Origin of the sequence: Azonexus hydrophilus, from assembly GCF_001956855.1 — a bacterium.
Taxonomy (GTDB): Bacteria; Pseudomonadota; Gammaproteobacteria; order Burkholderiales; family Rhodocyclaceae; genus Azonexus; species Azonexus hydrophilus_A.
On sequence record NZ_MTHD01000003.1, the window covers coordinates 199928 to 224851 of the forward strand.

25 protein-coding genes are annotated in these 24924 nt (G+C 64.2%); 18 read left to right on the top strand and 7 right to left on the bottom strand.

Going from position 1 to position 24924, the window contains the following annotated elements:
* Positions 1–56: 56 nt before the first annotated feature.
* Genes BJN45_RS09665 through BJN45_RS09685 form a run of 5 tightly spaced genes read left to right on the top strand, consistent with a single transcriptional unit; the run spans position 57 to position 4837 of the window.
* The gene (locus BJN45_RS09665; RefSeq protein WP_076094636.1) at positions 57–1073 is read left to right on the top strand and encodes a sulfate ABC transporter substrate-binding protein; all 1017 of its coding nucleotides are present in this window, start codon (positions 57–59) and stop codon (positions 1071–1073) included.
* Positions 1073–1909: a sulfate ABC transporter permease subunit CysT gene (cysT, locus tag BJN45_RS09670; protein WP_076094637.1), complete on the top strand. Its 837-nt coding sequence runs from the start codon at positions 1073–1075 to the stop codon at positions 1907–1909. The genes BJN45_RS09665 and cysT overlap by 1 nt, the downstream gene beginning before the upstream one ends.
* Positions 1909–2823, top strand: coding sequence for a sulfate ABC transporter permease subunit CysW (gene cysW / locus BJN45_RS09675; protein ID WP_076094640.1), 915 nt, complete (start codon positions 1909–1911; stop codon positions 2821–2823). Before cysT ends, cysW begins: the two co-directional genes overlap by 1 nt.
* Positions 2820–3899: a sulfate/molybdate ABC transporter ATP-binding protein gene (locus tag BJN45_RS09680; protein WP_076094643.1), complete on the top strand. Its 1080-nt coding sequence runs from the start codon at positions 2820–2822 to the stop codon at positions 3897–3899. Before cysW ends, BJN45_RS09680 begins: the two co-directional genes overlap by 4 nt.
* The gene (locus tag BJN45_RS09685; protein ID WP_076094645.1) at positions 3896–4837 is read left to right on the top strand and encodes a CysB family HTH-type transcriptional regulator; all 942 of its coding nucleotides are present in this window, start codon (positions 3896–3898) and stop codon (positions 4835–4837) included. The genes BJN45_RS09680 and BJN45_RS09685 overlap by 4 nt, the downstream gene beginning before the upstream one ends.
* 48 nt (positions 4838–4885) lie before the next feature.
* On the opposite strand, the gene BJN45_RS09690 is transcribed toward BJN45_RS09685, so the two are convergent.
* On the bottom strand, positions 4886–5170 hold the full coding sequence (locus BJN45_RS09690) for a hypothetical protein (RefSeq protein WP_139326331.1): 285 nt from the start codon (positions 5168–5170) through the stop codon (positions 4886–4888).
* A gap of 133 nt (positions 5171–5303) precedes the next feature.
* On the opposite strand from BJN45_RS09690, the gene BJN45_RS09695 reads away from it, so the two are divergent.
* The 9 genes from BJN45_RS09695 to BJN45_RS09735 all read left to right on the top strand — a co-directional run bounded on the left by BJN45_RS09695 (position 5304) and on the right by BJN45_RS09735 (position 14654).
* Positions 5304–5717: a DUF1924 domain-containing protein gene (locus BJN45_RS09695; protein ID WP_240494542.1), complete on the top strand. Its 414-nt coding sequence runs from the start codon at positions 5304–5306 to the stop codon at positions 5715–5717.
* Positions 5718–5737: 20 nt separating this feature from the next.
* Positions 5738–6229, top strand: a complete 492-nt coding sequence (locus BJN45_RS09700; RefSeq protein ID WP_076094654.1) for a diheme cytochrome c — start codon at positions 5738–5740, stop codon at positions 6227–6229.
* A 51-nt stretch (positions 6230–6280) separates the two neighbouring features.
* The gene (locus tag BJN45_RS09705) at positions 6281–6688 is read left to right on the top strand and encodes a PepSY domain-containing protein (protein ID WP_076094656.1); all 408 of its coding nucleotides are present in this window, start codon (positions 6281–6283) and stop codon (positions 6686–6688) included.
* Entirely contained in the window at positions 6688–8022 is a 1335-nt protein-coding gene (locus tag BJN45_RS09710; RefSeq protein WP_076094658.1) for a ferredoxin reductase family protein, read from the top strand. The genes BJN45_RS09705 and BJN45_RS09710 overlap by 1 nt, the downstream gene beginning before the upstream one ends.
* An 81-nt stretch (positions 8023–8103) precedes the next feature.
* Positions 8104–8781, top strand: a complete 678-nt coding sequence (locus BJN45_RS09715; RefSeq protein WP_076094660.1) for a response regulator transcription factor — start codon at positions 8104–8106, stop codon at positions 8779–8781.
* Positions 8774–10039, top strand: coding sequence for a sensor histidine kinase (locus tag BJN45_RS09720; protein ID WP_076094662.1), 1266 nt, complete (start codon positions 8774–8776; stop codon positions 10037–10039). Before BJN45_RS09715 ends, BJN45_RS09720 begins: the two co-directional genes overlap by 8 nt.
* 85 nt (positions 10040–10124) lie before the next feature.
* A complete protein-coding gene (locus BJN45_RS09725; protein WP_076094665.1) occupies positions 10125–10814 on the top strand; it encodes a class I SAM-dependent methyltransferase in 690 nt (229 codons plus the stop codon).
* Complete coding sequence (locus tag BJN45_RS09730) at positions 10811–12670, top strand: sulfatase-like hydrolase/transferase (protein ID WP_076094667.1); 1860 nt, start codon at positions 10811–10813, stop codon at positions 12668–12670. The genes BJN45_RS09725 and BJN45_RS09730 overlap by 4 nt, the downstream gene beginning before the upstream one ends.
* A 34-nt stretch (positions 12671–12704) precedes the next feature.
* A complete protein-coding gene (locus BJN45_RS09735; protein WP_170873066.1) occupies positions 12705–14654 on the top strand; it encodes an LTA synthase family protein in 1950 nt (649 codons plus the stop codon).
* Here the strand turns inward: BJN45_RS09735 and BJN45_RS09740 are convergent.
* Both BJN45_RS09740 and BJN45_RS09745 read right to left on the bottom strand, forming a co-directional pair.
* The gene (locus BJN45_RS09740; RefSeq protein WP_076094669.1) at positions 14644–15732 is read right to left on the bottom strand and encodes a HAMP domain-containing histidine kinase; all 1089 of its coding nucleotides are present in this window, start codon (positions 15730–15732) and stop codon (positions 14644–14646) included. The genes BJN45_RS09735 and BJN45_RS09740 overlap by 11 nt on opposite strands.
* A gap of 2 nt (positions 15733–15734) precedes the next feature.
* Positions 15735–16415: a response regulator transcription factor gene (locus tag BJN45_RS09745; RefSeq protein WP_076094671.1), complete on the bottom strand. Its 681-nt coding sequence runs from the start codon at positions 16413–16415 to the stop codon at positions 15735–15737.
* A gap of 315 nt (positions 16416–16730) precedes the next feature.
* Between BJN45_RS09745 and BJN45_RS09750 the strand changes: the two genes are divergently transcribed.
* Positions 16731–17369, top strand: coding sequence for an EF-hand domain-containing protein (locus BJN45_RS09750; protein ID WP_076094674.1), 639 nt, complete (start codon positions 16731–16733; stop codon positions 17367–17369).
* An 8-nt stretch (positions 17370–17377) separates the two neighbouring features.
* On the opposite strand, the gene dmeF is transcribed toward BJN45_RS09750, so the two are convergent.
* Genes dmeF through mtnA form a run of 3 tightly spaced genes read right to left on the bottom strand, consistent with a single transcriptional unit; the run spans position 17378 to position 20038 of the window.
* Entirely contained in the window at positions 17378–18331 is a 954-nt protein-coding gene (dmeF, locus tag BJN45_RS09755; RefSeq protein WP_076094676.1) for a CDF family Co(II)/Ni(II) efflux transporter DmeF, read from the bottom strand.
* Positions 18328–18957 (bottom strand): class II aldolase/adducin family protein, encoded by a 630-nt coding sequence (locus BJN45_RS09760; RefSeq protein ID WP_076094678.1) that lies wholly within the window; start codon positions 18955–18957, stop codon positions 18328–18330. Before BJN45_RS09760 ends, dmeF begins: the two co-directional genes overlap by 4 nt.
* Entirely contained in the window at positions 18950–20038 is a 1089-nt protein-coding gene (gene mtnA, locus BJN45_RS09765) for an S-methyl-5-thioribose-1-phosphate isomerase (RefSeq protein ID WP_076094680.1), read from the bottom strand. The genes BJN45_RS09760 and mtnA overlap by 8 nt, the downstream gene beginning before the upstream one ends.
* Positions 20039–20086: 48 nt before the next feature.
* On the opposite strand from mtnA, the gene BJN45_RS09770 reads away from it, so the two are divergent.
* The 3 genes from BJN45_RS09770 to BJN45_RS17650 all read left to right on the top strand — a co-directional run bounded on the left by BJN45_RS09770 (position 20087) and on the right by BJN45_RS17650 (position 22139).
* Positions 20087–21256, top strand: coding sequence for a pyridoxal phosphate-dependent aminotransferase (locus BJN45_RS09770; RefSeq protein WP_076094682.1), 1170 nt, complete (start codon positions 20087–20089; stop codon positions 21254–21256).
* 61 nt (positions 21257–21317) lie between these two features.
* The gene (mscL, locus tag BJN45_RS09775) at positions 21318–21746 is read left to right on the top strand and encodes a large conductance mechanosensitive channel protein MscL (protein ID WP_076094685.1); all 429 of its coding nucleotides are present in this window, start codon (positions 21318–21320) and stop codon (positions 21744–21746) included.
* A gap of 156 nt (positions 21747–21902) precedes the next feature.
* A complete protein-coding gene (locus tag BJN45_RS17650; RefSeq protein ID WP_139326332.1) occupies positions 21903–22139 on the top strand; it encodes a hypothetical protein in 237 nt (78 codons plus the stop codon).
* A 3-nt stretch (positions 22140–22142) separates the two neighbouring features.
* Here BJN45_RS17650 and glnE read toward each other — a convergent pair whose 3' ends face one another.
* Positions 22143–24857: a bifunctional [glutamate--ammonia ligase]-adenylyl-L-tyrosine phosphorylase/[glutamate--ammonia-ligase] adenylyltransferase gene (gene glnE, locus BJN45_RS09780; protein WP_076094687.1), complete on the bottom strand. Its 2715-nt coding sequence runs from the start codon at positions 24855–24857 to the stop codon at positions 22143–22145.
* Positions 24858–24924 lie beyond the last annotated feature (67 nt).

Consider the following 24924-nt stretch of genomic DNA (forward strand, 5'->3'; position numbering starts at 1 on the left):
TTGGATGCTAAAGGCGCTTGCCTACACTGCGTCATCCACTCAATCGGGAGATTTGCATGTCGAATTCCAACGCACCCGGCGCGATCCTGCGCCGTACCTTCGCCGCACTGTCCTTCCTCGCGGCCGGCACGGCCTTTGCCCAGAGCACCCTCCTCAACGTCTCCTACGACGTCTCGCGCGAGCTGTACAAGGAAATCAATCCGGCCTTCGTTGCCGCCTGGAAGAAGCAGGGCGGGGCCGACATCACCGTCAACCAGTCGCACGGCGGCTCGTCGAAGCAGGCCGGTTCGGTGATCGGCGGACTGGAAGCCGATGTGATCACGATGAACCAGTCGCCGGACATCGACATCCTGGTCGAGCGCGGTGGCCTGGTGGCTGCCAACTGGCGCAAGCAGTTCCCGCATGACGCGACGCCGTACACGACCACCACCGTGTTCCTCGTGCGCAAAGGCAATCCGAAGAACATCAAGGACTGGGACGACCTGGTCAAGCCGGGTTACCAGGTCATCGTGCCGAACCCGAAGACTTCGGGCAACGGCCGCTACACCTATATTGCTGCCTGGGGCTTCGCCCTCGACAAGACCGGTTCCGAGGCCGGCGCCAAGGACTTCGTCACCCGGCTGTTCGCCAACGTGCCGGTGCTCGACGGCGGCGGTCGCGGCGCGACGACGACCTTCACCCAGCGCGATGTCGGCGACGTGCTGGTGACCTTCGAGAACGAAGCCATCCTGATCGCCCAGGAACTGGGTAGCAGCAAGTTCGACATTGTCTATCCGTCGCTGTCGATCGAAGCCGCCGCGCCGGTGGCCGTGGTCCAGAAGGTTGCCGCCAAGCGCGGCACGGAGAAGGTCGCCAAGGCCTACCTCGACTTCCTGTACACCCCGGCCGGCCAGGAAATCATCGCCAAGCATGATTTCCGTCCGCGTGACCCGGCGGTGCTGAAGAAGCATGCCGCCAAGTACCCGAACATCCGCACTTTCACCGTCGAACAGAAACTCGGTGGCTGGGCGGCGGTGCAGAAGGCGCACTTCGCCGACGGCGCCCTGTATGACCAGATCGTCGCGAGGAAGTAATGACCGCAACAAGAACCTTCCGCGTGTTGCCGGGCTTCAATCTGACGCTCGGTTACACGCTGGGCTACCTGTCGCTGCTGATCCTGATCCCGCTGTCGGCGGTCTTCCTGAAGACCTTCGAAATGGATTGGGCGCGCTTCGTCGAGGTGGTCACGGCGCCGCAGGTCGTCGCCACCTACAAGCTGTCGTTCGGCGCCTCCCTGCTGGCGGCAGCCATCAACGCGGTGTTCGGCCTGATGCTGGCGTGGGCGCTGGTGCGTTACAGCTTTCCCGGCAAGAAGATCGTCGATGCCCTGGTCGATCTGCCGTTCGCCTTGCCCACGGCAGTCGCCGGTATCGCACTGACCGCGCTGTATGCCAAGAACGGCTGGCTCGGTCAGTATCTCGAACCGCTCGGCATCAAGGTCGCCTTCACGCCGCTTGGTGTTTTGGTCGCGCTGGTCTTCATCGGCCTGCCGTTTGTCGTGCGTACCGTGCAGCCGATCCTGGAAGATCTCGATACCGAACTCGAAGAGGCCGCCGCCAGTCTCGGCGCGCAACGCTGGCAGACCTTCCGCCACGTCATCTTCCCGATCCTGCTGCCGGCGCTGATGACCGGTTTCGCGCTGGCCTTTGCCCGCGCGGTCGGTGAGTACGGCTCGGTCATCTTCATCGCCGGCAACCTGCCTTTCGTCTCCGAAATCACGCCGCTGATGATCATCACCAAGCTCGAACAGTACGACTACCAGGGGGCGACGGCCATTGCCTCGGTGATGCTGATCTTCTCCTTCATCCTGCTGCTGATCATCAACGGCCTGCAGGCTTGGACCGCCAAACGCACCGGGAGGGATCGGTAATGGCCGGCGCAACTACCATGCACCTGGGCGGCCAGGGTTTTGCCAACGACAGCGCTGCCCGCTTCGAGAACAAGGCAGCGACCAGCGAAACGCCGCTGGTCAAATGGACCATCCTGGCCATTGCCCTGACCTTCTTCACCATCTTCCTGCTGATGCCGTTGATCGCGGTGTTTGTTGAAGCCTTCCGCAAGGGCTGGGAAACCTACGTCACCGCGCTGGTCGATCCGGACGCCCTGTCGGCGATCAAGCTGACCCTGCTGGCGGCGGCCGTTTCGGTGCCGCTCAACCTGGTCTTCGGTGTCGCGGCAGCCTGGGCGATCGCCAAGTTCGAGTTCCGCGGCAAGCAGTTCCTGATCACCCTGATCGACCTGCCATTCTCGGTCTCGCCGGTCATCGCCGGTCTGGTCTTCGTGCTGATCTTCGGCGCGCAGGGCTGGTTCGGTAGCTGGCTGATCGACAACGACATCAAGATCATCTTTGCCGTGCCGGGCATCGTGCTGGCCACCGTCTTCGTCACCTTCCCCTTCATCGCCCGCGAACTGATCCCGCTGATGCAGGCGCAAGGCAAGGAAGAGGAAGAGGCGGCCGTGGTCCTCGGCGCCAAAGGCTGGCAGGTGTTCTGGCATGTCACGCTGCCCAACATCAAGTGGGGCCTGATGTATGGCGTGATCCTGACCAACGCCCGGGCGATGGGCGAATTCGGCGCGGTCAGCGTCGTTTCCGGCCACATCCGCGGGCAGACCAACACGCTGCCGTTGCACGTCGAAATCCTCTACAACGAATACATGTTCTCGGCGGCCTTCGCCGTGGCCTCGCTGCTGGCCTTGCTGGCACTGGTCACGCTGGTCATCAAGAACTGGGTCGAGCATCAGGCGGCCCGCTCCTATCGAGACACCCAGGAATCCGCATCATGAGCATCCAGGTCAAGAACATCCACAAGCAGTTCGGCGCTTTCACCGCGCTGGACGACATCACCCTCGACTTCCCGACCGGCGAGTTGGTCGCCCTGCTGGGGCCTTCGGGCTGCGGCAAGACCACGCTGCTGCGCATCATCGCCGGGCTGGAACAGGCCGATTCCGGCCAGGTCCTGCTCGACGGCGACGATGCTTCCAGCACCCATGCGCGCGAGCGCCAGGTCGGTTTCGTCTTCCAGCACTACGCCTTGTTCAAGCACATGACCGTGTTCGACAACGTCGCCTTCGGCATGCGCATGAAACCGCGCGGTCAACGGCCGTCGGAAGCAAAAATCCGCGACAAGGTGCATGAACTGCTCAATCTCGTCCAGCTCGACTGGCTGGCCGACCGCTTCCCGTCGCAGTTGTCCGGCGGCCAGCGCCAGCGTATTGCCCTGGCCCGGGCGCTGGCGGTCGAACCGCGGGTGCTGCTGCTCGACGAACCGTTCGGCGCACTCGACGCCAAGGTGCGCAAGGAACTGCGCCGCTGGCTGCGCAAACTACACGACGAGCTGCACATCACCTCGATCTTCGTCACCCACGACCAGGAAGAAGCGCTCGAAGTCGCCGACCGCGTGGTGCTGATGGACCACGGCAAGGTCGAGCAGATCGGCTCGCCGGAAGAGGTTTACCGTCATCCGGCGACGCCCTTCGTCTATGGTTTCCTCGGCTCGGTCAATTTTTTCCATGGCCGGGTCGATGGTGAGTCGGTTCTGGTGGGCGAGGATACGCTGCAGCACGAAGCGCATGATTTCGAACACGGTGCCGAGGTGGTCGCCTTTGCCCGGCCGCATGAGCTGGAAATCGACACAAATCCGGCGTCGACCGCAGGAATTTCCGCCCGCATCAACCGCATCCTCGCCTTCGGCGTCACCGCGCGGGTCGAGCTCGACGGCATCAACGGCTCAACCGGCCAGCATTTCGAAGTCGAGATCACGCGTGAACGCGTGCTCGAACTGGCTTTGCAGGACGGACAGGCGGTCCGTCTCGTACCATCCCGCCTGAAGGTATTTGAACGCCAAGGAGCGTCCGCATGAATTTCCAGCAACTGCGCATCATCCGCGAGACGGTGCGTCGCAACTTCAACCTGACTGAGGTCGGCAATGCGCTGTTCACGTCGCAGTCGGGCGTCTCCAAGCACATCAAGGATCTCGAGGATGAACTCGGCGTCGAGCTCTTCGTGCGCAAGGGCAAGCGTCTGCTCGGCCTGACTGACCCCGGCAAGGACCTGCTGGTGCTGGTCGAGCGCATGCTGCATGACGCGCGCAACATCAAGACGCTGGCTGAGCAATACAGCCAACGCGATGTCGGCCAGCTGACCGTGGCCGCAACGCATACCCAGGCCCGCTATGCGCTGCCGCGGGTGATCGCCGAGTTCAAGAAGGCTTTCCCGCGCGTGCATCTGAAATTGCACCAGGGCAGCCCGCAGGAAATTGTCGATCTGCTGCTTGAGGGCGAAGCCGACATCGGCATCGCCACCGAGGCCGTCGCCGAGCATCCGGAACTGGCGTCGTTTCCGTTCTATCGCTGGCACCACGCGCTGGTTGTGCCGAGCGGGCATCCGCTGCTCGCCGGCGGCCGACCGACGCTGGAAGCCATCGGCGAACATCCGGTGATTACCTACCACGAGGGGTTTACCGGTCGTGCCCGCCTCGACCGCGTCTTCGCCGATGCCGGTGTGGCGCCGGATGTCGTGATGTCGGCCCTCGATGCCGACGTGATCAAGACTTACGTCGAACTCGGTCTTGGCATCGGCATCGTCGCTTCGATGGCTTTCCATCCGAAGCGCGATGCCGGTCTGGAACTGATCGACTGCCGCCACCTGTTTCCGGAAAACACCACGCACATCGGCGTGCGCAAGGGCCATTACCTGCGTGGTTACGCCTATCGCTTCATCGAGTTGTGCTCGGTCGAACTGGGTGAGAGCGTGGTACGCGCCGCGACCAGTCCGGGGCGCGGCGGTGAGGAGCTTTGAGATGATGAACCGGCGAGGCGGCAGGAACATGCGGTCCGATTTGTTCAATCAATCGTCATCCTCCTCGTGATGTTCACGTTCGCGCCGCGGTTCGTGCGGTGCCGGCGGGCGCTCACCGAAAGCTGCCCGATAGGCTTCCGGGGTAGTGAAGGCGCAGTCGCTGCGGGCGCCGATCTTCTTCAGCAGTTCGGTGTCAGGTTTTTCCAGGGGGCCGGTTTGGGCCTGAATCTGTTCCCTGATCTGCGCACAGGATTGCCTGGCCGGTTCCTGTGCCTGAGCCTGCATGGCCAGCGCGGCGAGTAGCCCCAACAACAGTGGCGGTCTGATATTCATGGTGTTCTCCGGGTGAGTGATGGCGGCCATGCTGGCGGTGTGTCGATGAATCAGGCCTGAATACGCCCTTCAGGTTCTGTTCAGGCAGCTGGCGGCATAGTTCGCTCCATTGCTTAATCGATGGATGAACGCCATGAAATTCCGCCTCGCTTTTTCCCTTGTCTTTGCCTCGCTGCATTCACTTGCTGCCAGTGCCGGTCCGCTTGAGGATCAACTGGCCCGTTACGCCACAGCCGCCAAGGCTGCGAGCCCCGCCTTCGCCGGTTTCTCCGCCGCCCGTGGCGAGAAGCTGCATGTCACCAGCTTTGCCCTTGGCAAGCCGGATACCCCGGCGTGCACCAGTTGCCATGGCCTGGACCCGAAAGCGGCGGGCAAGACCTTGACCGGCAAGCGTATCGAGCCGGTGGCCCTGTCGGTATCGCCGACGCGTTACGCCGATCCGGCGAAGGTGGAGAAGTGGTTCAAGCGCAATTGCAATGAAGTGCTTGGCCGCGAATGTACCGCCCTGGAAAAGGGTGACTGGCTGACTTTTGTCAGCAGCCGCTGAAATCCGCAGAAGGAAAACCCATGAAATTCCCGACCCGACCCGTCACCCTCGGCCTGCTGGCGCTGGCCTTTTCCGCCCTGGTCTTCAGCCGTGCCCAGGCCGGTGGCGGCCATTACTATCCGCCGGTTGCCGATCCGGTGGTCAAGGAAGAATGCGGCAGTTGTCACCTGGCCTTTCCGGCGTCGATGCTGCCGGCCTCGTCGTGGAAACGCATGATGGGCGAGCTCGACAATCACTTTGGCGACAATGCTGCGGTCGACCCCGCCGTGGCGAAAAAAATCACCGCCTATCTGGTCGCCAATGCCGGCGATGCCGCCGGTCAGCGCTACAGCGCGAAATTGCTGCGCGGAGTTGATCCAGCGACGGCGCCGCAGCGCATCACTGCGTTGCCGAAATGGGTACGCGAACACCGCGAGGTCCCGGATTGGGAGTGGCGGCACAAGGACGTGCGCAGCAAGGCCAATTGCACCGCCTGCCATGCCGATGCCGAACTCGGTTACTACGAAGACTGAGGCTGCCGATCCATGCTTGAACGATCTGAACAAAATCAAGGAGTTGTTGCCATGCGTCTGTCGACCCGGATGTTTTCTGCCGCATTGCTCGCCGGCCTGCTGGCCACTGCGTTGATGCTTTCCCAACCGGCCCGCGCCGATGATGACCGTGGCGGCTCGTGGCTGCCGATTCCGCGCCTGATCGACAAGCTGGAGGCGGCCGGTTATCGCAACATCGAAAAGATCGAGCGCGAACACGGGCGCTACGAGGTGCGCGCGACCAACCGCCAGGGGGCTCGCAGCAAGTTGCTGCTGGATGCCCGTACCGGCGAGTTTGTCGGTGAGCAGCGCTCGTATGAGCGGCGGGATGTGCGGGAGGGGCGAAACGACCGGAACGCGGGTAATGGCGCCGAGTGCAACAAGCGCCGCTGCCGTGATGACATGCCGGCCGCCCCGGCTGCGCCGGCAGGGAGTCGCTGATGGTCAAGGTCGTACTTGCCTTTGTCGCGGTTGCGCTCGGTCTGGCCTGGGGTTTGGATGTGCTGCAGGCGCCGCCGTTGGCACCTGAATCGCCGGTGCATCCGCTATGGCTTGCCCGTCAGGAAGCGATGTACCTGAGCGGTCTGCTGTCGATCGGCCTGATGTCGCTGGCGATGTACCTGGCGACGCGCCCGGCCTGGCTGGAAACGCCGCTCGGCGGCATGGACCGCGTTTATCGCACGCACAAGTGGGCGGGCATTCTCGGCGGCAGTTTCGCGATCATGCACTGGCTGGTCGAGATGTCCGACGACATCCTAAAATCGACCATCGGTCGCGCCGGTCGCCTGCCCAAGGAAAAGGCCACCGGCCTGCTCGACAGCATGCAGGACCTGGCCGAGGATTTCGGCGAATGGGGTTTCTACATCCTGCTGGTGCTGCTGGCGATCACGCTGTGGCAGCGTTTTCCCTATCGTCCGTGGCGCTTCCTGCACCGCGCGATGCCGGTCATCTACCTGCTGCTGGCTTTTCATGCGGCGCTGCTGTCACCGCTCGATTACTGGTTGCAGCCGGTGGGCTGGTTGCTCGGCCTGCTCATCGCAGCTGGCGTCTATGGCGCGCTGCGGGCCTTGCTCGGCAATATCGGGCAGGCGCGCCGGTCGACCGGAGAAATCCTTGCCGTGACCCAGCCGGCCGCCGATATTGTCGCCGTGCGCTGCCGGCTGACCGGCAGCTGGCCAGGGCACCGGCCGGGGCAGTTTGCGCTGGTGACCTTCGATGCTGACGAGGGCGCGCACCCCTTCACCATCGCCAGTGCCGATCAGGGCGACCGGACCATCGAGTTCCGCATCAAGGCGCTCGGCGATCATACCCGGCAACTGGCCGGACTGTTGCAGGTCGGCCAGTCGGTCGACATCGAAGGGCCTTACGGACGCTTCGACATCGCCCGCATCAATCGTCGGGCGCGGCAGTTGTGGGTGGCCGGCGGCATCGGCGTGACGCCTTTCCTGGCCTGGCTGGGGTCGCTGCAGGGTAAGGCGGCGAACCTGCCCGAGGCCGACCTGCATTACTGCACGCGGGATCGCGACAACGACCCGTTTGTCGACGAACTGACCCGTCTGTGCGCGGCGCTGCCGGCGATCCGCCTGCATGTGCATGGCGCGCAGCAGGGCGAAAAACTCGATGCGGCAAGGTTGCTCAAGGATGTGCCGGCGGGACAGGCGGCCGAAGTCTGGTTCTGCGGTCCCGGCGGGCTGGCGCAGGCCTTGCGCGGCGGTCTCGACAAACTGGGCTGGCGGCGCCTGCGCTTCCATCAGGAAGCCTTCGTCATGCGCTGAATTCCGGCGTTTTTTGCGAATTCCTGCGGTCGACCGCAGGAATTCGTCATTTTTCATTTTCATCCTGTACCCTGATATTCCATGCGTCTGCTGATCATTGAAGACAATCCCGACATCCTCGCCAACATCGTCGATTATTTCGAGGCTGCCGGCCATGTCGTCGATTGCGCCCGCAACGGCCCGGGCGGCCTGCATCTGGCGCTGACCGAGCGCTTCGACCTGATCGTTCTGGATATCATGCTGCCCGGCATGGACGGCTACCAGTTGTGCGCCAGCCTGCGCGGCGCCGGCAATATCGTGCCGATCATCATGCTGACCGCCCGCGATGCGCTGGACGATCGCTTGCAGGGACTGCGCGCCGGTGCCGACGATTACCTGGTCAAGCCGTTCGCGCTGGCCGAACTGCAGGCCCGTATCGATGCCATCCTGCGGCGTACGCAGGGTCGGCAGCAACAGCGTCTGCAGGTCGGCGACCTGGTCTTCGACCTCGATGATTTCACGGTCTCCCGTGCCGGCCAGCCGCTGCGCCTCAATCCGGCCTGCCTCAAACTGCTCGAAGTGCTGATGCGCAAGAGTCCGGCGGTGGTCCGCCGCGAAGTCCTTGAAGAAGCACTGTGGGGCGACGACCCACCGGCCAGCGACGGCTTGCGCAGCCACCTGCACCTGCTGCGCCAGGTCATCGATAAGCCCTTCGCCCATCCCCTGCTGCAGACCATCCATGGTGTCGGCTATCGCCTGAGCGAGGTTGAGCATGCTTGAAAAACAGCCGCTGGCACGGCGTATCGTGCTCTCCTTTGCGCTGCTGACCGCGCTGACCTGCGGCATCTTCGCCTGGGGCGTCATTGCCGTCGTGCATCTGGTCGAGGATGACCTGATCGGTGAAGAACTGCGGGCGGAAATGGCCGAGGTCGAGACGGTTTTCGTCAAGGAGGGGCGGGTGCCCGATCTGGCCGGTGGCAGCACGCTGTACGTGCCGTCGCTGCAGGCGCGTGCTTTGCCGCCGGCGCTGGCCGGGGTGCATGCCGGTTATCAGGAAGTTACCGGCGAGGCCGGGGCGTGGTACGTCCTGGTCAGCGAGATCGCCGGCCAGCGCTTCATCCTGGCACGTAACCAGGATGCCTTCGAAGCGCGCGAACAATTGCTGTACCGGGTGGTCATTGCCGGCTTTTTCCTCGCCGTTGCGCTGGCGCTGCTGATCGGCCGGCTGACGGCGCGCCGGGTGATCGACCCGGTGGTCCGGCTGGCCAGCCAGGTGCGCAACCGCAACCAGTTGCTGCCGCTGGCCCCATCGCTTGCCTCCGATTACGGCGACGACGAACTCGGCCAGCTGGCCCGTGCCTTTGATCAAGCAATGGACCAGTTGCGGGCAGCGGTCGAGCGCGAGCGCTTGTTCACCAGCGATGTCAGCCACGAGTTGCGGACACCGCTGATGATCATCGGCACCTCCGGCGAACTGCTGGCCCGCGCCGAACTCGGGCCGCGCGAACGGCGCCAGGTTGAACGCATTGGCAAGGCGGCCGACGACATGCGCGGTCTGGTCGATACCTTCCTGCAACTGGCGCGCGCCCAGTCGGCCGGCGGCAACGCCGGTGAGGCGGTGACGCTGGCTGAAGTGGCTGCCGAGCAGGCGGCCTACTGGGGCGAGGAAATCCGCAACCGCGGCCTGGCGTTCCACTGGCAGGTCGATGGCGAAAGCCAGCGCTGCTGGCATCCGACGCTGTTGCGCGTGGTCATGGGCAACCTGCTGCGTAACGCCCTGCATTACACCGAGCATGGAGAAATCCGCCTGATCGTCGAGGCCGACGGTTTTCGCGTCGAGGACACCGGCCCGGGCATTCCGGAAACCGAGCGGGAGACGCTGTTCCAGCCGTTCGTGCGGGGCAGCCGGGCGCGCGGTGAAGGGCTCGGCCTCGGCCTGTCGCTGGTCAAGCGGGTGTGCGAGCAGCAGGGCTGGACGATCAGTGCGAGCAATCTGACGAGCGGTGGCAGTCGCTTCGAGATCCTTCTCGGGCAATGATTTGACGAATTTTTGACAGGCTTTTGACGGGCTGTTGACGGCCGGTTGGCTATCGTTGCGGACATGCTTTCCAGAAAGGTCCGCAATGTCCGCTCAACAATCAATTCAGCTTGAATTCTCGCGCAAGTACGACAGCGCGCACGCCTGGCAGTATTTCCGCAAACACCAGGACGGAATCGCCCGCCGCCTGTCCAATCTGCGCGACCAGCAGCTTGCCCGGCGGGCGCTGGCCATCGCCGGCGAACCTGGCCTGGTGCTCGATCTACCCTGCGGTGCCGGCCGTTTCTGGCCGCTGCTGGCGGAAAAGGCGAACCGGGTCATTCTCGCCGCCGACAATTCACCGCACATGATCGATGTCGCCAGACGCTCGCAACCGCCTGAAGTCGTTGCCCGCGTTCATGCCTTTCAGGCTTCGGCGTTCAACATTGATCTTGGCGATGCTGCGGTCGACAGCATTTTCTGCATGCGTTTGCTGCATCACATCGCCGAGCCGGCACATCGTCTGGCCATGTTGCGCGAATTCCATCGCGTCACCCGCGACACCCTGATCGTTTCGCTGTGGGTTGATGGCAATTTCAAGTCGTGGCGGCGCAAGCGCCTGGAAACGCAGCGCGCCGCACGTGGCGGCAGCAGCGCCAATCAGAACCGTTTCGTCGTTGCCCGTAGCGTGATCGAAGGCGAATTCGCCGAAGCCGGTTTCAACATCATCGGTGCCCAGGATTTCCTGCCCGGATACGCCATGTGGCGGGTTTGCACCTTGCGCAAAGCATCATGATCCTGTCGAATCGCGGCGTTCTGCAACGCTATTTCGTTCTCCTGTATCTCGCGCTGTTCGCCATGATCGGCCTGTTCTGGCCGCTGGTCTCCTTCGACGGCAGTGCCGCCTGGGGATTTGCTGCACTGGCCAGCGCCGCCTATGCCGGTTTGTACCTGTTGCCGGTGGTGCTCGTCAGCGCCCTGACGGCCTTCCTCTTGCCGAAAGACTGGGCGCCCCGTCATGCGCTGGTCGCCACGCTGGCTTTCATCGGCGGCAGCCTGGCGCTGCTGGCGGTCTATGCCGACTACCGGCTGTACGCGCTGTATCAATACCATTTCAATGGTTTCGTCTGGAACCTGCTGACCACCCCCGGCGGGATTTCAGCGCTGGGCGCGACCGCCGAGACCGAGCGGACGATTGCCATCCAGGTGGCGATGTTCGTTGCCGGCAATGCGGCGGTGCTGCTGTCGCTGCATCATTTCCGGGCGCACGGTCCGGTTTTCCGGCGGCGTGCCGTGGCCTTCGCGATGGTGGCCATGGTCGGTCTGCTGACGGTCGAGGAAGGTGTCTATGCCTACAGTGTGCATACCGGTCAGGAGGCCTTGCTCGAGGCCGCCGATGTCGTCCCTTTCCATCTGCGTAGCGGCGCCAAGCGGCTGCTGACCCGTCTCGGCGTCGAGCGGCGGGCGCTGCAGGAACTGCGTCTGGCCGGCGGCACCGTCGATTACCCGGGCGGCACCCTGACGACCGGGCAGGTCAAGCAGGACATGAACGTCATCGTGCTGGTTGCCGAATCCTTTCGCTGGGATCTGCTCGACCCGGAAATCACGCCGAACCTGTGGAAATTTTCGCAGCGGGCGACGCGTTACGAAAACCACTACAGCGGTGGCAACCGGACGCGGATGGGGCTGTTCTCGATGTTCTACGGCATCTATGCGCCGTACTGGTACAGCTTCGAGCAACAGCGCGTGGCGCCGGCGCTGATGAACTACATGCGCCAGCACGATTACCAGCTGGCGCTGCACACCAGCCAGAGCTTCGACTACCCGGAACTGCGCAATACGCTGTTTGCCGGCGTGCCGGAAGCCAACATGCAGGAACTGCGGACCGGCGAACCCTGGCAGCGCGACATCCAGAACATCGACGACCTGAAGGTCAAACTGGACCAGCGAGCGCACGACAAGCCCTTTTTCGGCTTCATGTTCTTCGAATCCACGCATGCGCCGTACACCTTTCCCGAGGAGACGGCGCTGCGCAGCGACTACCTGCGCGAGCTGAACTACGTGAAGCTCAATCTGCGCGACAACATCGAGGGTATCCACGCCCGCTACATCAACGCCGCCCACCATGTTGACAGCCAGGTCGGGCGCCTGATCGAACACCTGGAAAGCACCGGCATGCTCGACAAGACCGTCGTCTTGTTCAGCGGCGATCACGGTGAGGAGTTCATGGAAAAGGGCCACTGGGGCCACGGCCACAGCAACACCTTCCCCGAAGAGCAGGTCCGTGTGCCGCTGGTGCTCTGGCTGCCGGGCCAGGCGCCGGCTGTGGTCACGCATCGCACTTCGCACCTGCAGATCGCGCCGACGCTGCTCACTTACCTTGGCGTGACGCAGCCGGCCCGCAGCTACAGCTCGGCCGATACCCTGGATCAGACCATGCCCTACTTCGTCTTCGGCGAATACGACCACATGGGCATTTTCGACGGTGCGCACAAGATCACCTTCCCTTACACCGGCAGCGATTTTTTCCGCTACAGCGTGTTCGACGCCGCCGACCAGCCGCTTCCCCGGATGGAGCGCGAGGCGGTGCTGGCAGGCGCGACCGGGCTGATCGACGAAGTCACCCGGGAAAGCCGGCGCTTTGTCCGCTGAACCCCGGTCAACCTGCATTACGGATCACTTTTTCATGCTTCCCCAGTTCATCCGGCGGCATTTGCCGCACCATGCCCAGAGCCGTTATCTGGCGCTTCTCCTCGCCAGCTGGTGGCTGGTGTTCACCCTGACCCGGGGCGCACTGCTGCTGAAAAGCGGCAGCACCGCCGGCATCACGCCGCTGCTGGCGCTGGAGGTCTTTGCCACCGGGCTGCTCTACGACCTGGCTTTCCTTGTTTATGCCGCAGTGGTCCTGGGCTGCCTCCTGCTCATCGTTCCCTGGCGCTGGCGCGAGCGCCGCTGGCATGGCGTCGGGCGGCAGGTCGTGCTGGTCGGCAGCCTCTTTGCGATGTTGTTCGTGGCTGTTGCCGAGTGGCTGTTCTGGGACGAGTTCGGGGTGCGCTTCAACTTTATTGCGGTCGACTACCTGATTTACTCAAAAGAGGTCATCGACAACATCCTCCAGTCCTATCCCGTTTTTTCAATACTTGGCGTCATTGCCGTGCTGGCGCTGGCTGCTGGTGCGCTGGCAGCGCCGGCGCTGGAAGCGGTGCAGCGAGCGCCGCTGGCCAGCCGCAAGCGCTCGGCCGGGCTGCTGGTGTCGTTGTTGCTGGTGGCGGTGGTGGTCATGTTGCTGCTCGGCCAGGACGGACCGGGACGCAACAGCGGCAACGCCTGGCAACGGGAGCTGGCCGGCAACGGCCCGTACCAGTTCTTTGCTGCCTTCCGCAACAACGAAATCGCCTACGGGCAGTTTTATGCCGAACTGCCGGCGGAGGAAGTCGGCCGTCTGGTGCGCGCCGAACTCGCCGAACCGAATGCCCGTTTCATCGGCCGGCAAGCGCAGGACATCCGCCGCGTCATCGACAATCCGGGGGCGCCGCGCCGCCTGAACGTCGTCCTGGTGACCATCGAAAGCCTGAGCGCGAAATATCTCGGCAGCTTCGGCGATACCCGCGGGCTGACACCGAATCTTGATCGCCTGCGCAGCGAAAGCCTGTTCTTCAGCAATTTTTACGCGACCGGCACGCGCACCGACCGTGGCCTGGAGGCGATCACCCTGTCGATTCCGCCGACGCCGGGGCGCTCCATCGTCAAGCGCATCGGCCGGGAAAGCGGTTATGCCAGCCTGGGCTACCAGTTCCGCCGCCAGGGTTACGACACGGTCTTTGTTTATGGCGGTCGCGGCTATTTCGACAACATGAATGCCTTTTTCTCCGGCAACGGCTACCGGATTGTCGATCAGGCCCGGGTGCCCAAGTCCGAAATGGCCTTCGAGAACGCCTGGGGCATGGCCGACGAGGATCTTTACCGGCAGGCACTGAAGCTTGCCGATGCCGATCATGCGACAGGCCAGCCGTTTTTCCTGCAACTGATGACGACCTCCAACCATCGACCCTACACCTACCCGGATGGCCGCATCGACATACCTTCCGGCAGCGGTCGCGAGGGCGCGGTCAAATACACCGATTACGCGATCGGGAAGTTTCTCGCCGAGGCGCGGCAAAAACCGTGGTTTGCGCAGACTGTCTTCGTCTTCGTCGCCGATCATAACGCCGGCAGTGCCGGTCAGCAGGATCTGCCAACGGAAAACTACCGGATTCCGCTGTTCATCCATTCGCCGGGCAACGTGCCGGCGCGCGAGGTGGCGACGCTGGCCAGCCAGATCGACCTGGCGCCGACGCTGCTCGGTCTGCTCAATATCGATTACACCTCGTCGTTCTTCGGTCGCAACCTGCTGCTCGATCCGGCGCGGCCCGGGCGGGCGTTGATCGGCAACTACCAGCATCTCGGGCTGTTCGACGGTGAGCAGCTTGGCATTCTCAGCCCGCGCCGCGTGTTGCGCCTGGCCGGGGGCGACGGCGAGCAGCCAGCAGCCGGGGACGAGCCGCTGATCCGTCGTGCCGTGGCCTATTACCAGGCCGCCAGCCACCTCTTTGGCGAGCACCTGCTCGGGCCGCCGGCGTGGGAAATCAGTCGCTGACCAGCGGCAATTCGAGGTCGACGCGGAAGCCGCCGTCGGCCAGGTTTTTTGCCCTGATCGTGCCGTCGACCGCAGTCATTACCCGACGGGCGATGGCCAGGCCGAGGCCGTGACCGTTGCCGATGGCGTTGCTGGTGCGGCGGAAGGGTTCGAAGATGAACGGCAGTTCGTCTTCCGGCACGCCGGGGCCGTGGTCGAGGACGCTGATCCGGCAGCGCCGGTCGGGCGTGATGGCGCTGACGATGCGAACCCTGCCGCCGGCCGGGGAATGCTTGAGGGCGTTGCGTACGACATTTTCGACCGCCCGGTGCAGCAGCTCGGGATTGGCGCGGACGCGCAGGCCGGGGGTTTCGTCGATATCGATGATGAGGTGACGGGGGGCCGCTTCCAGACGGGCGTCTTCCAGCAGGTCGGCGATCAGTTCGTCCAGTTCGATGGTCTCGATGGCGCCGCCGACGCCGGCTTCCAGCCGCGACAGCGTCAGCAGTTCGCCGACCAGGTGGTTCATCCGCTCGCCTTCACGTTCGAGGCGGTTCATCGTTTCGTCGAAGCGTTCCGGTTCCTGGCGTGCCAGGCCAATGGCCGCATGCAGGCGGGCCAGCGGCGAGCGCAGTTCATGCGAGACATCGTGAAGCAGCCGGGTTTGTGCGTCGAGCAGGCTGCGCAGGCGTTCGCTCATGCGGTCGAAGTCGTGGCCAAGATCGGCCAGTTCGTCGCGGCGACGCCCCATCGCCGGGGCGATGCGCAGGCTCAGGTCGCCCTCGGCGGCGGCAGCGAAGGCAGCCTTGAGCCGGCGCACCGGGCGGGCGACGTACCACGCGATGGCGCCGGCTGCGGCCAGGCTGGCGAGCAGGCCGGTCAGGATCGGCAACAGCGGCAGCGGCGGCGGTTTGCCGGGAAATCCCGGTGGTGGTGGACGCATCTCGTCGTTCGCTGCCCGGGGTGGTGGTGGTCGGTGTTGCTCGAAACGGCTCCGCAGCTCGTCGCGTTCGATCCAGAAAATCGCCGCCGTGCCGAGGATTGCGCTCAGTTGCGCCAGCCAGACGATGAGGAAGAACTTCCAGAACAGGCGTCCCATGTTCAGCCCGGAATCATCTGGTAGCCCTGGCGGAACACCGTCTGGATCGGCGAGCGGCCGTCGTCGAGCAGGCCGAGCTTCTGGCGGATGCTCGACAGGTGCACGTCGATGCTGCGATCGTAGCGGGCCAGCGGTCGGCCGAGTGCCTGGGCGGACAGTTCATCCTTGCCGACGATGTGGCCGGCGTTGCGGGCCAGCACTTCGAGCAGGTTGAATTCGGTGCTGGTCAGTTCGAGCAGTTGTCCCCGCCATTCTGCCCGGCGCTGCGCGGCATGCAGGCGCAGCGGGCCGACGGCCAGTTCGCCGTTGTCCTGCGGTGCGCTGGCACTGCGCCGCAGGATGGCGCGCAGGCGGGCGGCCAGCTCGCGCGGCAGGCAGGGTTTGGGGACATAGTCGTCGGCACCGAGTTCGAGGCCGACGATGCGATCCATGTCGTCGCCGCGCGCCGTCAGCATCAGCACCGGCATCCGGCTGCCGGCGCGGATGCGGCGCAACGCTTCGATGCCGGAAATCCCCGGCATCATCACGTCGAGCACGGCGATGGCGAAATTGCCGGACAGCGCCGCCTGCACGCCGCTTTCACCGTCGTGCGCGAGATCGACGGCAAAGCCGTCGCGCCTGAGGTAATCGGCAAGCATGCCGGCCAGTTCCACATCGTCGTCGATCAGCAGCACGGCTGCCATGTCCTGCACTCCATCATTTCCGGATTCAAGTCGGCATCATAGCCAAGGGGGCGCCGCCAGAGCGCTGTTTTTACAGACTTTTACCCCGGCGTGCCGGTGGGGCGGCAATTTTGGCCGCAGGCAGGTTTTGCCGGTTTGTCCGTCGTTTTTCGCTGTTTTTTGCGGTCGACCGCAGTAATTAACCGATTTCTTGACGAGTTTTTACTCCGTTTAACGTCGATCGCCGCCAATTATTGGGCCAAATGGCCGATAACTTGCTCAGAAGGCGATGCCGGAACGTATTTCCGGGTTTTTTACCGTTAAAAGGAGTCGATCATGATCAGTGGTGTCGGTAGTTCGTCACAAATGAGCCAGCTGTTTTCCCGGCTGGACAGCAAGAGCCAGGGTTACCTGGAAAAAAGCGACCTGGTGTCGGCTTTCAGTGCCATTTCCGGGACCGAAGACAGTGCCGCCGAAGAGCTGTTCGCGGCGCTGGATGCTGACAGCGATGGCAAGGTCACGGAAAGCGAGTTTGCCTCGACGCTGAGCAAGCTGCAGGAGGAACTCGACAGCCAGTTCGCCCAGATGCGCATGCAGGGCATGGCCGGGCAGGGCCCGCAAGGCATGGGTGGCATGCCGCCGCCGCCACCACCAAACGATGAGGGTTTCACGCAGGAAGAACTGGAAGCGCAACTGACGGAAATCGGCGATTCGGATAGCGAACGCAGCAGCCTGATTACCGACATCGTCTCCAACTTCGAGGCGGCCGACAGCGATGGCGACGGCAAGGTCAGCTTCCAGGAAGCGATGGCCTACAAGGATGAGCAGCAGTCAGCCAGTGGTACCGAGGAAAGTTCGACGACACAGGCCAGCAGCAGCGAATCGCAGGTGTTGAAGCAGATCATGCAGTTGATGCACGCCTATGGCCGTCCGGACCAGGATGAGGCCACCAGCCTGCTGTCGACGCTGGCCTGATTCAGGGGTCAGGCCGGGGCCGGGCACTCGTCGCAGCGGTGAATCTCCACGGTGACGTGGACGATTTCCTCGTGGATGGCGAGTGCTTGGCGTACGGCCAGTGGTGTCAGCGCCGGGTCGTGCGTCAGCAGCGAGACGGCGCAGGCATAGGCGCCGTTGCCGACGCGCCAGACATGCAGGTCGGTGATTTGGGTGCCGGGCGGCAGTTCGCCGATGACCTCGCGGATTTCCGCGACCACGGGATGATCCATCTCGCGGTCGAGCAGCACGCGGCCGGTGTCGCGCAGCAGGTTCTTCGCCCATAGCGCAACCAGCACGGCGCCGACCAGCGCGCACGCCGGATCGAGCCAGTCCCAGCCGTAAAACCAGCCGCCGGCCAGCGCGCCGATGGCCAGCACCGAGGTCAGCGCATCGGTGATGACGTGGATGTAGGCGGCCTTCAGGTTGAGGTCGTCGTGCTGATGGCCGTGACCATGATCGTGGCCGTGGTGATGGTCGTCACCGCCGGCGCGGTGCAAAATTGCCGCGCAACCGAGGTTGACCGCAAGACCGAGGACGGCGACGACCAGGGCTTCGGCGTAGCGGATCGGCTGCGGTTCGAGCAGCCGGTCGACGGCGCCGAGCACCATCAGCGCGGCGACGGCGATCAGGAACAGCGCGCTGGTATAGCCGCCGAGCACTTCGATCTTCCAGGTGCCGAAGGCGAAACGCGGGTCGTTGGCGTACTTGCGGGCGGCAGCGTAGGCAAACACCGAGAGGCCGATGGCCAGCGCGTGCGAACTCATGTGCCAGCCGTCGGCGAGCACGGCCATCGAGTTGAACCACCAGCCGGCGGTGATTTCGACGACCATCGTCACCAGCGTGATCCACAGCACGATCCGCGTGCCTTTTTCGGCGCGGGTGTTGCCGGTGCCGAAATCGTGAGTCTGTTCCCAGCGGGAAATGTCGTGATGGGCGTTCATTGCTGGCCGTAACTCCCGAATTTTTCGCTGACAGCGGCCATTTCGTCGGCGCTCAGCAATACCGGCTGGCCGAGCTGGCAGGCGCGCCAGTATTGTTCGCACAGTTCCTCGAGTTCGATCGCCAGCGCCAGTGCCTCGTCCAGATCGCGGCCGGCGACCAGCAGGCCGTGGTTGGCGAGCAGGCAGGCCTTGCGCTTTTCCATCGCCGCCAATGCTGCGGTCGACAGTGCCTGCGAGCCAAAAATGGCGTAGTCGGCGCAACGGACGGTATCGCCACCGAAGCGCGCGATCATGTAATGGAAGGGCGGGATGTCCAGACGCAGGCAGGCCAGGCTGACGGCGAACGGCGAATGGGCGTGCAGCACGGCGCCGACGTCCGGCCGGGCGGCATAGAGGTCGCGGTGGAAACGCCATTCCGACGAAGGCTTGCGCCGGCCGATGGCGGCGCCGTCGAGCGTCATGTGCGGGATGTCGTCGGGCGTCAGCGTTTCGTAGGCCATGCCGGTCGGCGTGATCAGGAAGCCGGCGCCGTCGCGCACGCTGACGTTGCCGGCGGTGCCACGGTTCAGTCCGGCCGGACGCATGGCGCGGGCGGTGGCGATCAGGGCGGCGCGCGGATCAGTCATCGGCTTCTTCCGGGTACAGGCCGAGCAGGCCGTCGCGGCTGGCCGGGCAGGCGCCGCGTTCGGTGATGATGGCCTTGACCAGCCAGTTCGGCGTGACGTCGAAGGCCGGATTGGCGACATCCTCGTCGGCCGGCAACTGGCGCAGCGCGGCCGGCTGGGCATGGTGGTCGAGGCCATGCACGAAGCGGAATTCGTCGCCGTCGCGTTCCTCGATGGGAATGTCGGCGCCTTCGCTGCAGGCGAAATCCAGCGTCGAGCGCGGCGCGGCGACGTAGAAGGGCACGCCGTTGTCGGCGCAGGCCAGCGCCTTCAGGTAAGTGCCCACTTTGTTGGCAACGTCGCCGTTGGCGGCAATGCGGTCGGCGCCGACGATCACCGCATCGACCTTGCCCTGGCGCAGCAGCAGGCCGGCGGCGTTGTCCGCGATCAGCGTATGCGGCACGCCGTGCTGCGCCAGTTCCCAGGCGGTGAGCAGACCCTGGTTGCGCGGCCGGGTTTCCGACACCCACACATGCACCGGCACGCCGGCGTCGTGCGCGGCATAGACCGGCGACAGCGCCGTGCCATGATCGACGGTGGCCAGCCAGCCGGCGTTGCAGTGGGTCATGATGTTCAGCACCTGGCCGTCGGCGACGATCAGGTCCTGCCAAAGCTTGAGGCCATGCTGGCCGATGGCGGCGTTCTGCACGACATCTTCCTCGGCGATCGCCGCGGCCTCGGCCCAGGCGGCAGCGCAGCGTGCTGCGGTCGACAGCGGCTGCAGGACATTTTCCATGCGCGCCAGCGCCCAGTGCAGATTGACTGCCGTTGGCCGCGTCGACCGCAACAGAGCGGCGGCTTCGCTCAGCCGGGCGTCGCTGGCGTCGTCGCCGAGCGCGATGGCCAGCCCGTAAGCGGCAGTGGCGCCGATCAGCGGCGCGCCGCGTACCTGCATGGCGCGGATCGCGTGTGCCGCTTCCGTCAGCGTGGCGACGCGGACCCAGTGCAGCGCATGTGGCAGCCGGGTCTGGTCGATGATGTCGATAAGGCGCTGCTCCGGATGGGCGCGCAGGGTGCGAGTGGGGATGCCGTCGATGTTCATGGCGACATTGTGGCATAGTGACCCGCTTCCGAACCACCCGCCATTGCCATGGAAACGCCTGTCCGCATCGATTCCCGCTTCCCGAACATGGGCACCACGATCTTCACCGTGATGTCGAAACTGGCCGCCGAGTGCGGCGCCGTCAACCTGTCGCAGGGCTTTCCCGATTTCCAGGCCGAACCGGCGCTGTTCGACGCCATGCACCGCCACATGCTGGCCGGGCGCAACCAGTACGCGCCGATGGCCGGACTGCCGGAACTGCGCCAGGCCATCGTCGACAAGGTCGCGGCGCTGTACGGCGCGACCTACGACGTCGAGTCGGAGGTGACCGTCACCGCCGGCGCGACGCAGGCGATATTCACTGCGATTGCCGCCTTCGTCCGGCCTGGCGACGAGGTGCTGGTCTTCGAGCCGGTGTACGACAGTTATGTGCCGGCGATCGAGACGGTCGGCGGCACGGCGGTCTTTGCACAATTGAAGTTCCCGGATTACGCGCCGGACTGGGAACAGGTGAAAAAGCTGATTTCGCCGAAGACGCGGATGATCGTCGTCAATTCGCCGCACAACCCGACCGGCAGCCTGCTTTCTGCGGTCGACCTGGAAAAACTGGCGGAAATGGTTCGCGGCACCGACATCGTCATCCTGTCCGACGAGGTCTACGAGCACATCCTGTTCGACGGCGAACAGCATGCCAGCCTGTCCGGCCATCCGGAACTGGCGGCGCGCAGCATCGTCGTTTCCAGCTTCGGCAAGACCTACCACATCACCGGCTGGAAGATCGGTTACGTGGTCGGCCCGGCGGCGCTGATGGCCGAATTCCGCAAAGTGCATCAATTCAACGTGTTCACCGTGCACGCGCCGTCGCAACTGGCCATTGCCGAGTACATGCAGGACGCTTCGCGCCACCTCGGCCTGGCTGCCTTCTACCAGGAAAAGCGCGATTTCTTCCGCGAACTGATGGCGCCGACGCCGTTCCGCCTGTTGCCCTGCCGCGGTACCTATTTTCAGCTGGCCAGCTATGCCGGCCTGTCCGAGCTCGGCGACCGCGCCTTTGCCGAGTGGCTGACGCGCGAAGTCGGCGTCGCCGTGATCCCGGTCTCGGTGTTCAATGCCGACGGTCGCGACGACAAGGTCGTCCGCTTCTGTTTCGCCAAGCGCGAGGAAACGCTGGTGGCGGCCAGCCAGCGCTTGCTCAAGGCGTTTGTAAAGAGCGCTTGACGCGATTTCGCGCCAGCCAGAATAATTCGTTCGTCAAACAACTTTCAGAGAGGGAATGCACATGGGAATGCTCCAGGAATTCAGGGAATTCGCCGTCAAGGGCAACGCGATGGACCTCGCGGTCGGCGTCATCATCGGCGCTGCCTTTGGCAAGATTGTTGATTCCATCGTTGCCGACCTGATCATGCCGCTGGTGGGCAAGGTTGTCGGCAATCTGGATTTTTCCAACCTGTTCTTCGTCCTTGGCGACAACCCGGACAATCTGACGACGCTGGCCGAACTGAAGAAAGCCGGCATCTCGGTTTTTGCCTACGGTAATTTCCTGACCATTCTGGTGAATTTCATCATCCTGGCCTTCATCATCTTCATGATGGTCAAGCAGATGAACCGTCTGCGCAAGGAAGAAGCTGCGCCGGCACCGGCGGAGCCGCCGCCGACCCCGGAAGATGTCGTGCTGCTGCGTGAGATCCGCGATGCGCTGAAGCGCTGAGCGTTTTCCTCACCGCCTCGGGCCGCCTGCGGGCGGCTTTTTTCATGGCTGTTCGTCAGCCAGTTGCAAGCATTCGTAACAAGTCGTGAAACCGGTCGGCCGCTTGTCCTGGCGGGGCGTTACTCGCTCACCACAACGGAGAGAGAAGGAACGACCATGAACAAGAAACTGCTGATCATTACCCTGTTGAGCGCCGCGCTCAGCGCCTGTGTCGTCGTGCCACCGACGACACATCATGGCCGGACGGTGATCGTTACGCCGCATCGACAGGCGCACGACCACCATGCCGAACGCCGGTACGAATCCCGTCACCATGAATCACGGCAGGAAAGTCGGCGTGACAGCCGGCGTGACAGGTACGACGACGACCGTCGCGACCCGTACCGCCGTTGAGGTTCAGTCTCGACTGCCGAAAACTGCCGTCCAGAGCGTGTTGACCGCAAGAATGTGACGCTCGACCTCGTCGCGTGGGACCGGTGCCTTGGGCGTCGCCGACAGGCGTTTCGCGTGCTGCAGGCGCCGGTATTCGCGGTAGGCGTTGCCGGCGGCGACCGCCTGCTGCGGGTCGATCAGGCCGAGTTCGCCAGCGATGCGCAGCAGCGCTATGTTGCCGAGGTTGCCGGTGAGTTCGGGGTGGCGGTGAGCGTGGCCGAGGACCAGGTACTGGACGATGAATTCGACGTCGACGATGCCGCCCGGATCGTGTTTCAGACCGAACACCGTGTCGCTGTTCGAGGCGTGCGCGTCGGTCATCTTCTTGCGCATGGCGACGACCTCGTCGCGCAGCTTGGTCAGGTCGCGCTGCTGGCACAGGATTTCGCAACGGATGGCTTCGAAGCGAGCGCCCACTTTTGCGTCGCCGGCGCAGAACCTGGCCCGGGTCAGTGCCTGATGTTCCCAGACCCAGGCATGGTTCAGCTGGTAGTCGCGGAAGGCGTCGACGGTCACTGCCAGCAGTCCGGCGTCGCCGTTCGGGCGCAGGCGCAGGTCGGTCTCGAACAGGATGCCGGCCGGCGTCTGACTGGACAGCCAGGTGTTCAGGCGCTGACTGAGTCGGGTGTAGTTTTCCTGGGCGTCCTGGTCCTCGTCGTCGTAGAGATAGACCATGTCGAGGTCCGAGGCGTAGCCGAGTTCCTTGCCACCCATCTTGCCGTAGCCGATGACGGCAAATTTCGGTGTTTCGCAGTGACGTTTCTTGATCTTGCTCCAGACCAGCGGCAGGGTTTCCTGGACGATGCTGTCGGCCAGTTCGGTCAGGTGGTCGGACAGGCTCTCGATCGTCTGCAGCCCGGCCAGATCCTGTGCCAGCAGGCGGAAAACCTGGCCGTGGTGCATTTCGCGCAGGATGTCCATCTCGCGCTCGGTGTCGTCGGCGTGATCGGCCAGGTTGCGCCGCAGCTGCTCGCGGAAGCCGTTCCAGTCGGTGGCGATTTCGTAGAGTCGAGGGTCGAGCAGTTCGTCGAGCAACAGCGGGTGGCGGTTCAGGTAGTCGGTCGCCCAGGTCGAGGCGCAGACCATGTCGGCGACGCGTTTCAGCGCCATCGGGTATTGCTGCAGCAAGGCCAGGTAGGCGCCGCGGCGGGCGATGCTTTCGAGGAAGGCAATGCCGCGCACCAGCGTCGTGTCCGGGTCCGGCGTCGCACCGGCGGCTTCGATCAGGCGCGGGCCAACGGCGTCGAGGCGCTGCCGGTTGGTCGCCGGCAACTGCTGGTAGCGGCTGGAGGCGCGCAGTTCGGCGAGGCGGGCGATGGCGTCCTTCGGGCGGCGGAAGCCGAGATTGCCGAAGGCTTCGATCGCGGTGTCCTCGTCGAGCTGGTTCATCCACAGACCGGTCAGCGGGTGTTCGCCGGCCTCCGGGTCGGAGAAGACGGCGTCGAAGTGCCGGCTGACCTTGCCGCGATGTTCGTCGAGCACGGCCAGCATTGCCGGCCAGTCGGCGAAGTCCATGCTGCGGGCGATTTTTGCCCGTTCTGCGGCGTCGACCGGAAGCATGTGCGTCTGCTTGTCCTCGACGTACTGCAGCCGGTGTTCGAGGCGACGCAGGAAAACGTAGGCTTCGCGCAATTCGCGCTCGCCGTCGGCCGGGATCAGCTGGCGTTCGGCCAGCAGCTTCAGTACCGACAGCGTCGGCCGGATCTGCAGCGCCGGATCGCGGCCGCCGCGGATCAGCTGGAACACCTGGGCCATGAACTCGATTTCGCGGATGCCGCCGGGGCCGAGCTTGACGTGGTCGGCCATGTCCTTGCGCGCGACCTCGCGGCGGATCTGCGCGTGCAGGTCGCGCATCGCGTTGATCGCGCCGAAGTCGAGGTACTTGCGGAAGACGAAGGGGCGGGAGGTCTTGCGCAGGGCATCCATCCACTGCCCGATGGCGGCGCCGTCGGCATTCGGGCCGGTGTTCATGACGCGGGCCTTGATCCAGGCGTAACGCTCCCACTCGCGGCCCTGGGTGATGAAATAGTTTTCCAGCGAATCGAGCGAGCAGACCAGCGGTCCGGAATCGCCGTTCGGGCGCAGCCGCATGTCGACGCGGAACACCTGGCCGTCGGCGGTCAGGTCACCGAGCGCCTGGATCACGCGTTTGCCGACGCGGGTGAAGAAATCGTAGTTCTCGATCGACTTCGGTCCGGCGGTGTCACCTTCTTCCGGGTAGATGAAGATGTAATCGACGTCGGACGAAACGTTCAGTTCGCGGCCGCCGAGCTTGCCCATGCCGATGATCAGCAGGCGCTGCGGCTGGCCGTTGGCATCCAGCGGTTCGCCATAGGTCGCGGCCAGTTGTCGGTGATAGTGGTCGAGGGCGAAGTTGGTCGTGACGTCGGCCAGCATGGTCATGCTTTCGACCACTTCGGCCAGCGGCGCCAGGCCGCACAGGTCACGCAGCGCGATGTGCGCCATCGCCCGGTGGCGCAACCGGCGCAATGCCGATTTCAAGGCGTCGTCGTCGGTGAAGGGCTGGCGCAGCGGGTTGAGCAGCAGGTCTTCGCTCAACGGCTGAAGCCAGGTGGCGGCCAGTTCCGGTATCAACCCGGGGTGGGCCTGCAGCAAATTGTTCAGGTAGCGGCTGTGGTCCAGCGCCGATTGCCAGCGGGGGTCGATCTTGGTGTCCATGAGATTCTGTCGGCTCCCGGCCGAAGGGGTAAAATACGCACTTGATTTTCAGTTCCCCGATTGTAGT

Bases quoted from the DNA above. Each gene is read 5' to 3' on its own strand.
- BJN45_RS09745 (WP_076094671.1), bottom strand. From the start codon at position 16,415: ATGGCAGCCGTGCTGCTGATCGACGACGATGTGGAACTGGCCGGCATG.
- BJN45_RS09735 (WP_170873066.1), top strand. From the start codon at position 12,705: ATGCTTCCCCAGTTCATCCGGCGGCATTTGCCGCACCATGCCCAGAGC.
- BJN45_RS09770 (WP_076094682.1), top strand. From the start codon at position 20,087: ATGGAAACGCCTGTCCGCATCGATTCCCGCTTCCCGAACATGGGCACC.
- BJN45_RS09700 (WP_076094654.1), top strand. From the start codon at position 5,738: ATGAAATTCCCGACCCGACCCGTCACCCTCGGCCTGCTGGCGCTGGCC.
- glnE (WP_076094687.1), bottom strand. From the start codon at position 24,857: ATGGACACCAAGATCGACCCCCGCTGGCAATCGGCGCTGGACCACAGC.
- BJN45_RS09725 (WP_076094665.1), top strand. From the start codon at position 10,125: ATGTCCGCTCAACAATCAATTCAGCTTGAATTCTCGCGCAAGTACGAC.
- BJN45_RS09730 (WP_076094667.1), top strand. From the start codon at position 10,811: ATGATCCTGTCGAATCGCGGCGTTCTGCAACGCTATTTCGTTCTCCTG.
- mscL (WP_076094685.1), top strand. From the start codon at position 21,318: ATGGGAATGCTCCAGGAATTCAGGGAATTCGCCGTCAAGGGCAACGCG.
- BJN45_RS09760 (WP_076094678.1), bottom strand. From the start codon at position 18,957: ATGACTGATCCGCGCGCCGCCCTGATCGCCACCGCCCGCGCCATGCGT.
- BJN45_RS09715 (WP_076094660.1), top strand. From the start codon at position 8,104: ATGCGTCTGCTGATCATTGAAGACAATCCCGACATCCTCGCCAACATC.
- BJN45_RS09685 (WP_076094645.1), top strand. From the start codon at position 3,896: ATGAATTTCCAGCAACTGCGCATCATCCGCGAGACGGTGCGTCGCAAC.
- dmeF (WP_076094676.1), bottom strand. From the start codon at position 18,331: ATGAACGCCCATCACGACATTTCCCGCTGGGAACAGACTCACGATTTC.
- cysT (WP_076094637.1), top strand. From the start codon at position 1,073: ATGACCGCAACAAGAACCTTCCGCGTGTTGCCGGGCTTCAATCTGACG.
- BJN45_RS09705 (WP_076094656.1), top strand. From the start codon at position 6,281: ATGCGTCTGTCGACCCGGATGTTTTCTGCCGCATTGCTCGCCGGCCTG.
- cysW (WP_076094640.1), top strand. From the start codon at position 1,909: ATGGCCGGCGCAACTACCATGCACCTGGGCGGCCAGGGTTTTGCCAAC.
- BJN45_RS09665 (WP_076094636.1), top strand. From the start codon at position 57: ATGTCGAATTCCAACGCACCCGGCGCGATCCTGCGCCGTACCTTCGCC.
- BJN45_RS09695 (WP_240494542.1), top strand. From the start codon at position 5,304: ATGAAATTCCGCCTCGCTTTTTCCCTTGTCTTTGCCTCGCTGCATTCA.
- mtnA (WP_076094680.1), bottom strand. From the start codon at position 20,038: ATGAACATCGACGGCATCCCCACTCGCACCCTGCGCGCCCATCCGGAG.
- BJN45_RS09690 (WP_139326331.1), bottom strand. From the start codon at position 5,170: ATGAATATCAGACCGCCACTGTTGTTGGGGCTACTCGCCGCGCTGGCC.
- BJN45_RS09720 (WP_076094662.1), top strand. From the start codon at position 8,774: ATGCTTGAAAAACAGCCGCTGGCACGGCGTATCGTGCTCTCCTTTGCG.
- BJN45_RS17650 (WP_139326332.1), top strand. From the start codon at position 21,903: ATGAACAAGAAACTGCTGATCATTACCCTGTTGAGCGCCGCGCTCAGC.
- BJN45_RS09710 (WP_076094658.1), top strand. From the start codon at position 6,688: ATGGTCAAGGTCGTACTTGCCTTTGTCGCGGTTGCGCTCGGTCTGGCC.
- BJN45_RS09750 (WP_076094674.1), top strand. From the start codon at position 16,731: ATGATCAGTGGTGTCGGTAGTTCGTCACAAATGAGCCAGCTGTTTTCC.
- BJN45_RS09740 (WP_076094669.1), bottom strand. From the start codon at position 15,732: ATGGGACGCCTGTTCTGGAAGTTCTTCCTCATCGTCTGGCTGGCGCAA.
- BJN45_RS09680 (WP_076094643.1), top strand. From the start codon at position 2,820: ATGAGCATCCAGGTCAAGAACATCCACAAGCAGTTCGGCGCTTTCACC.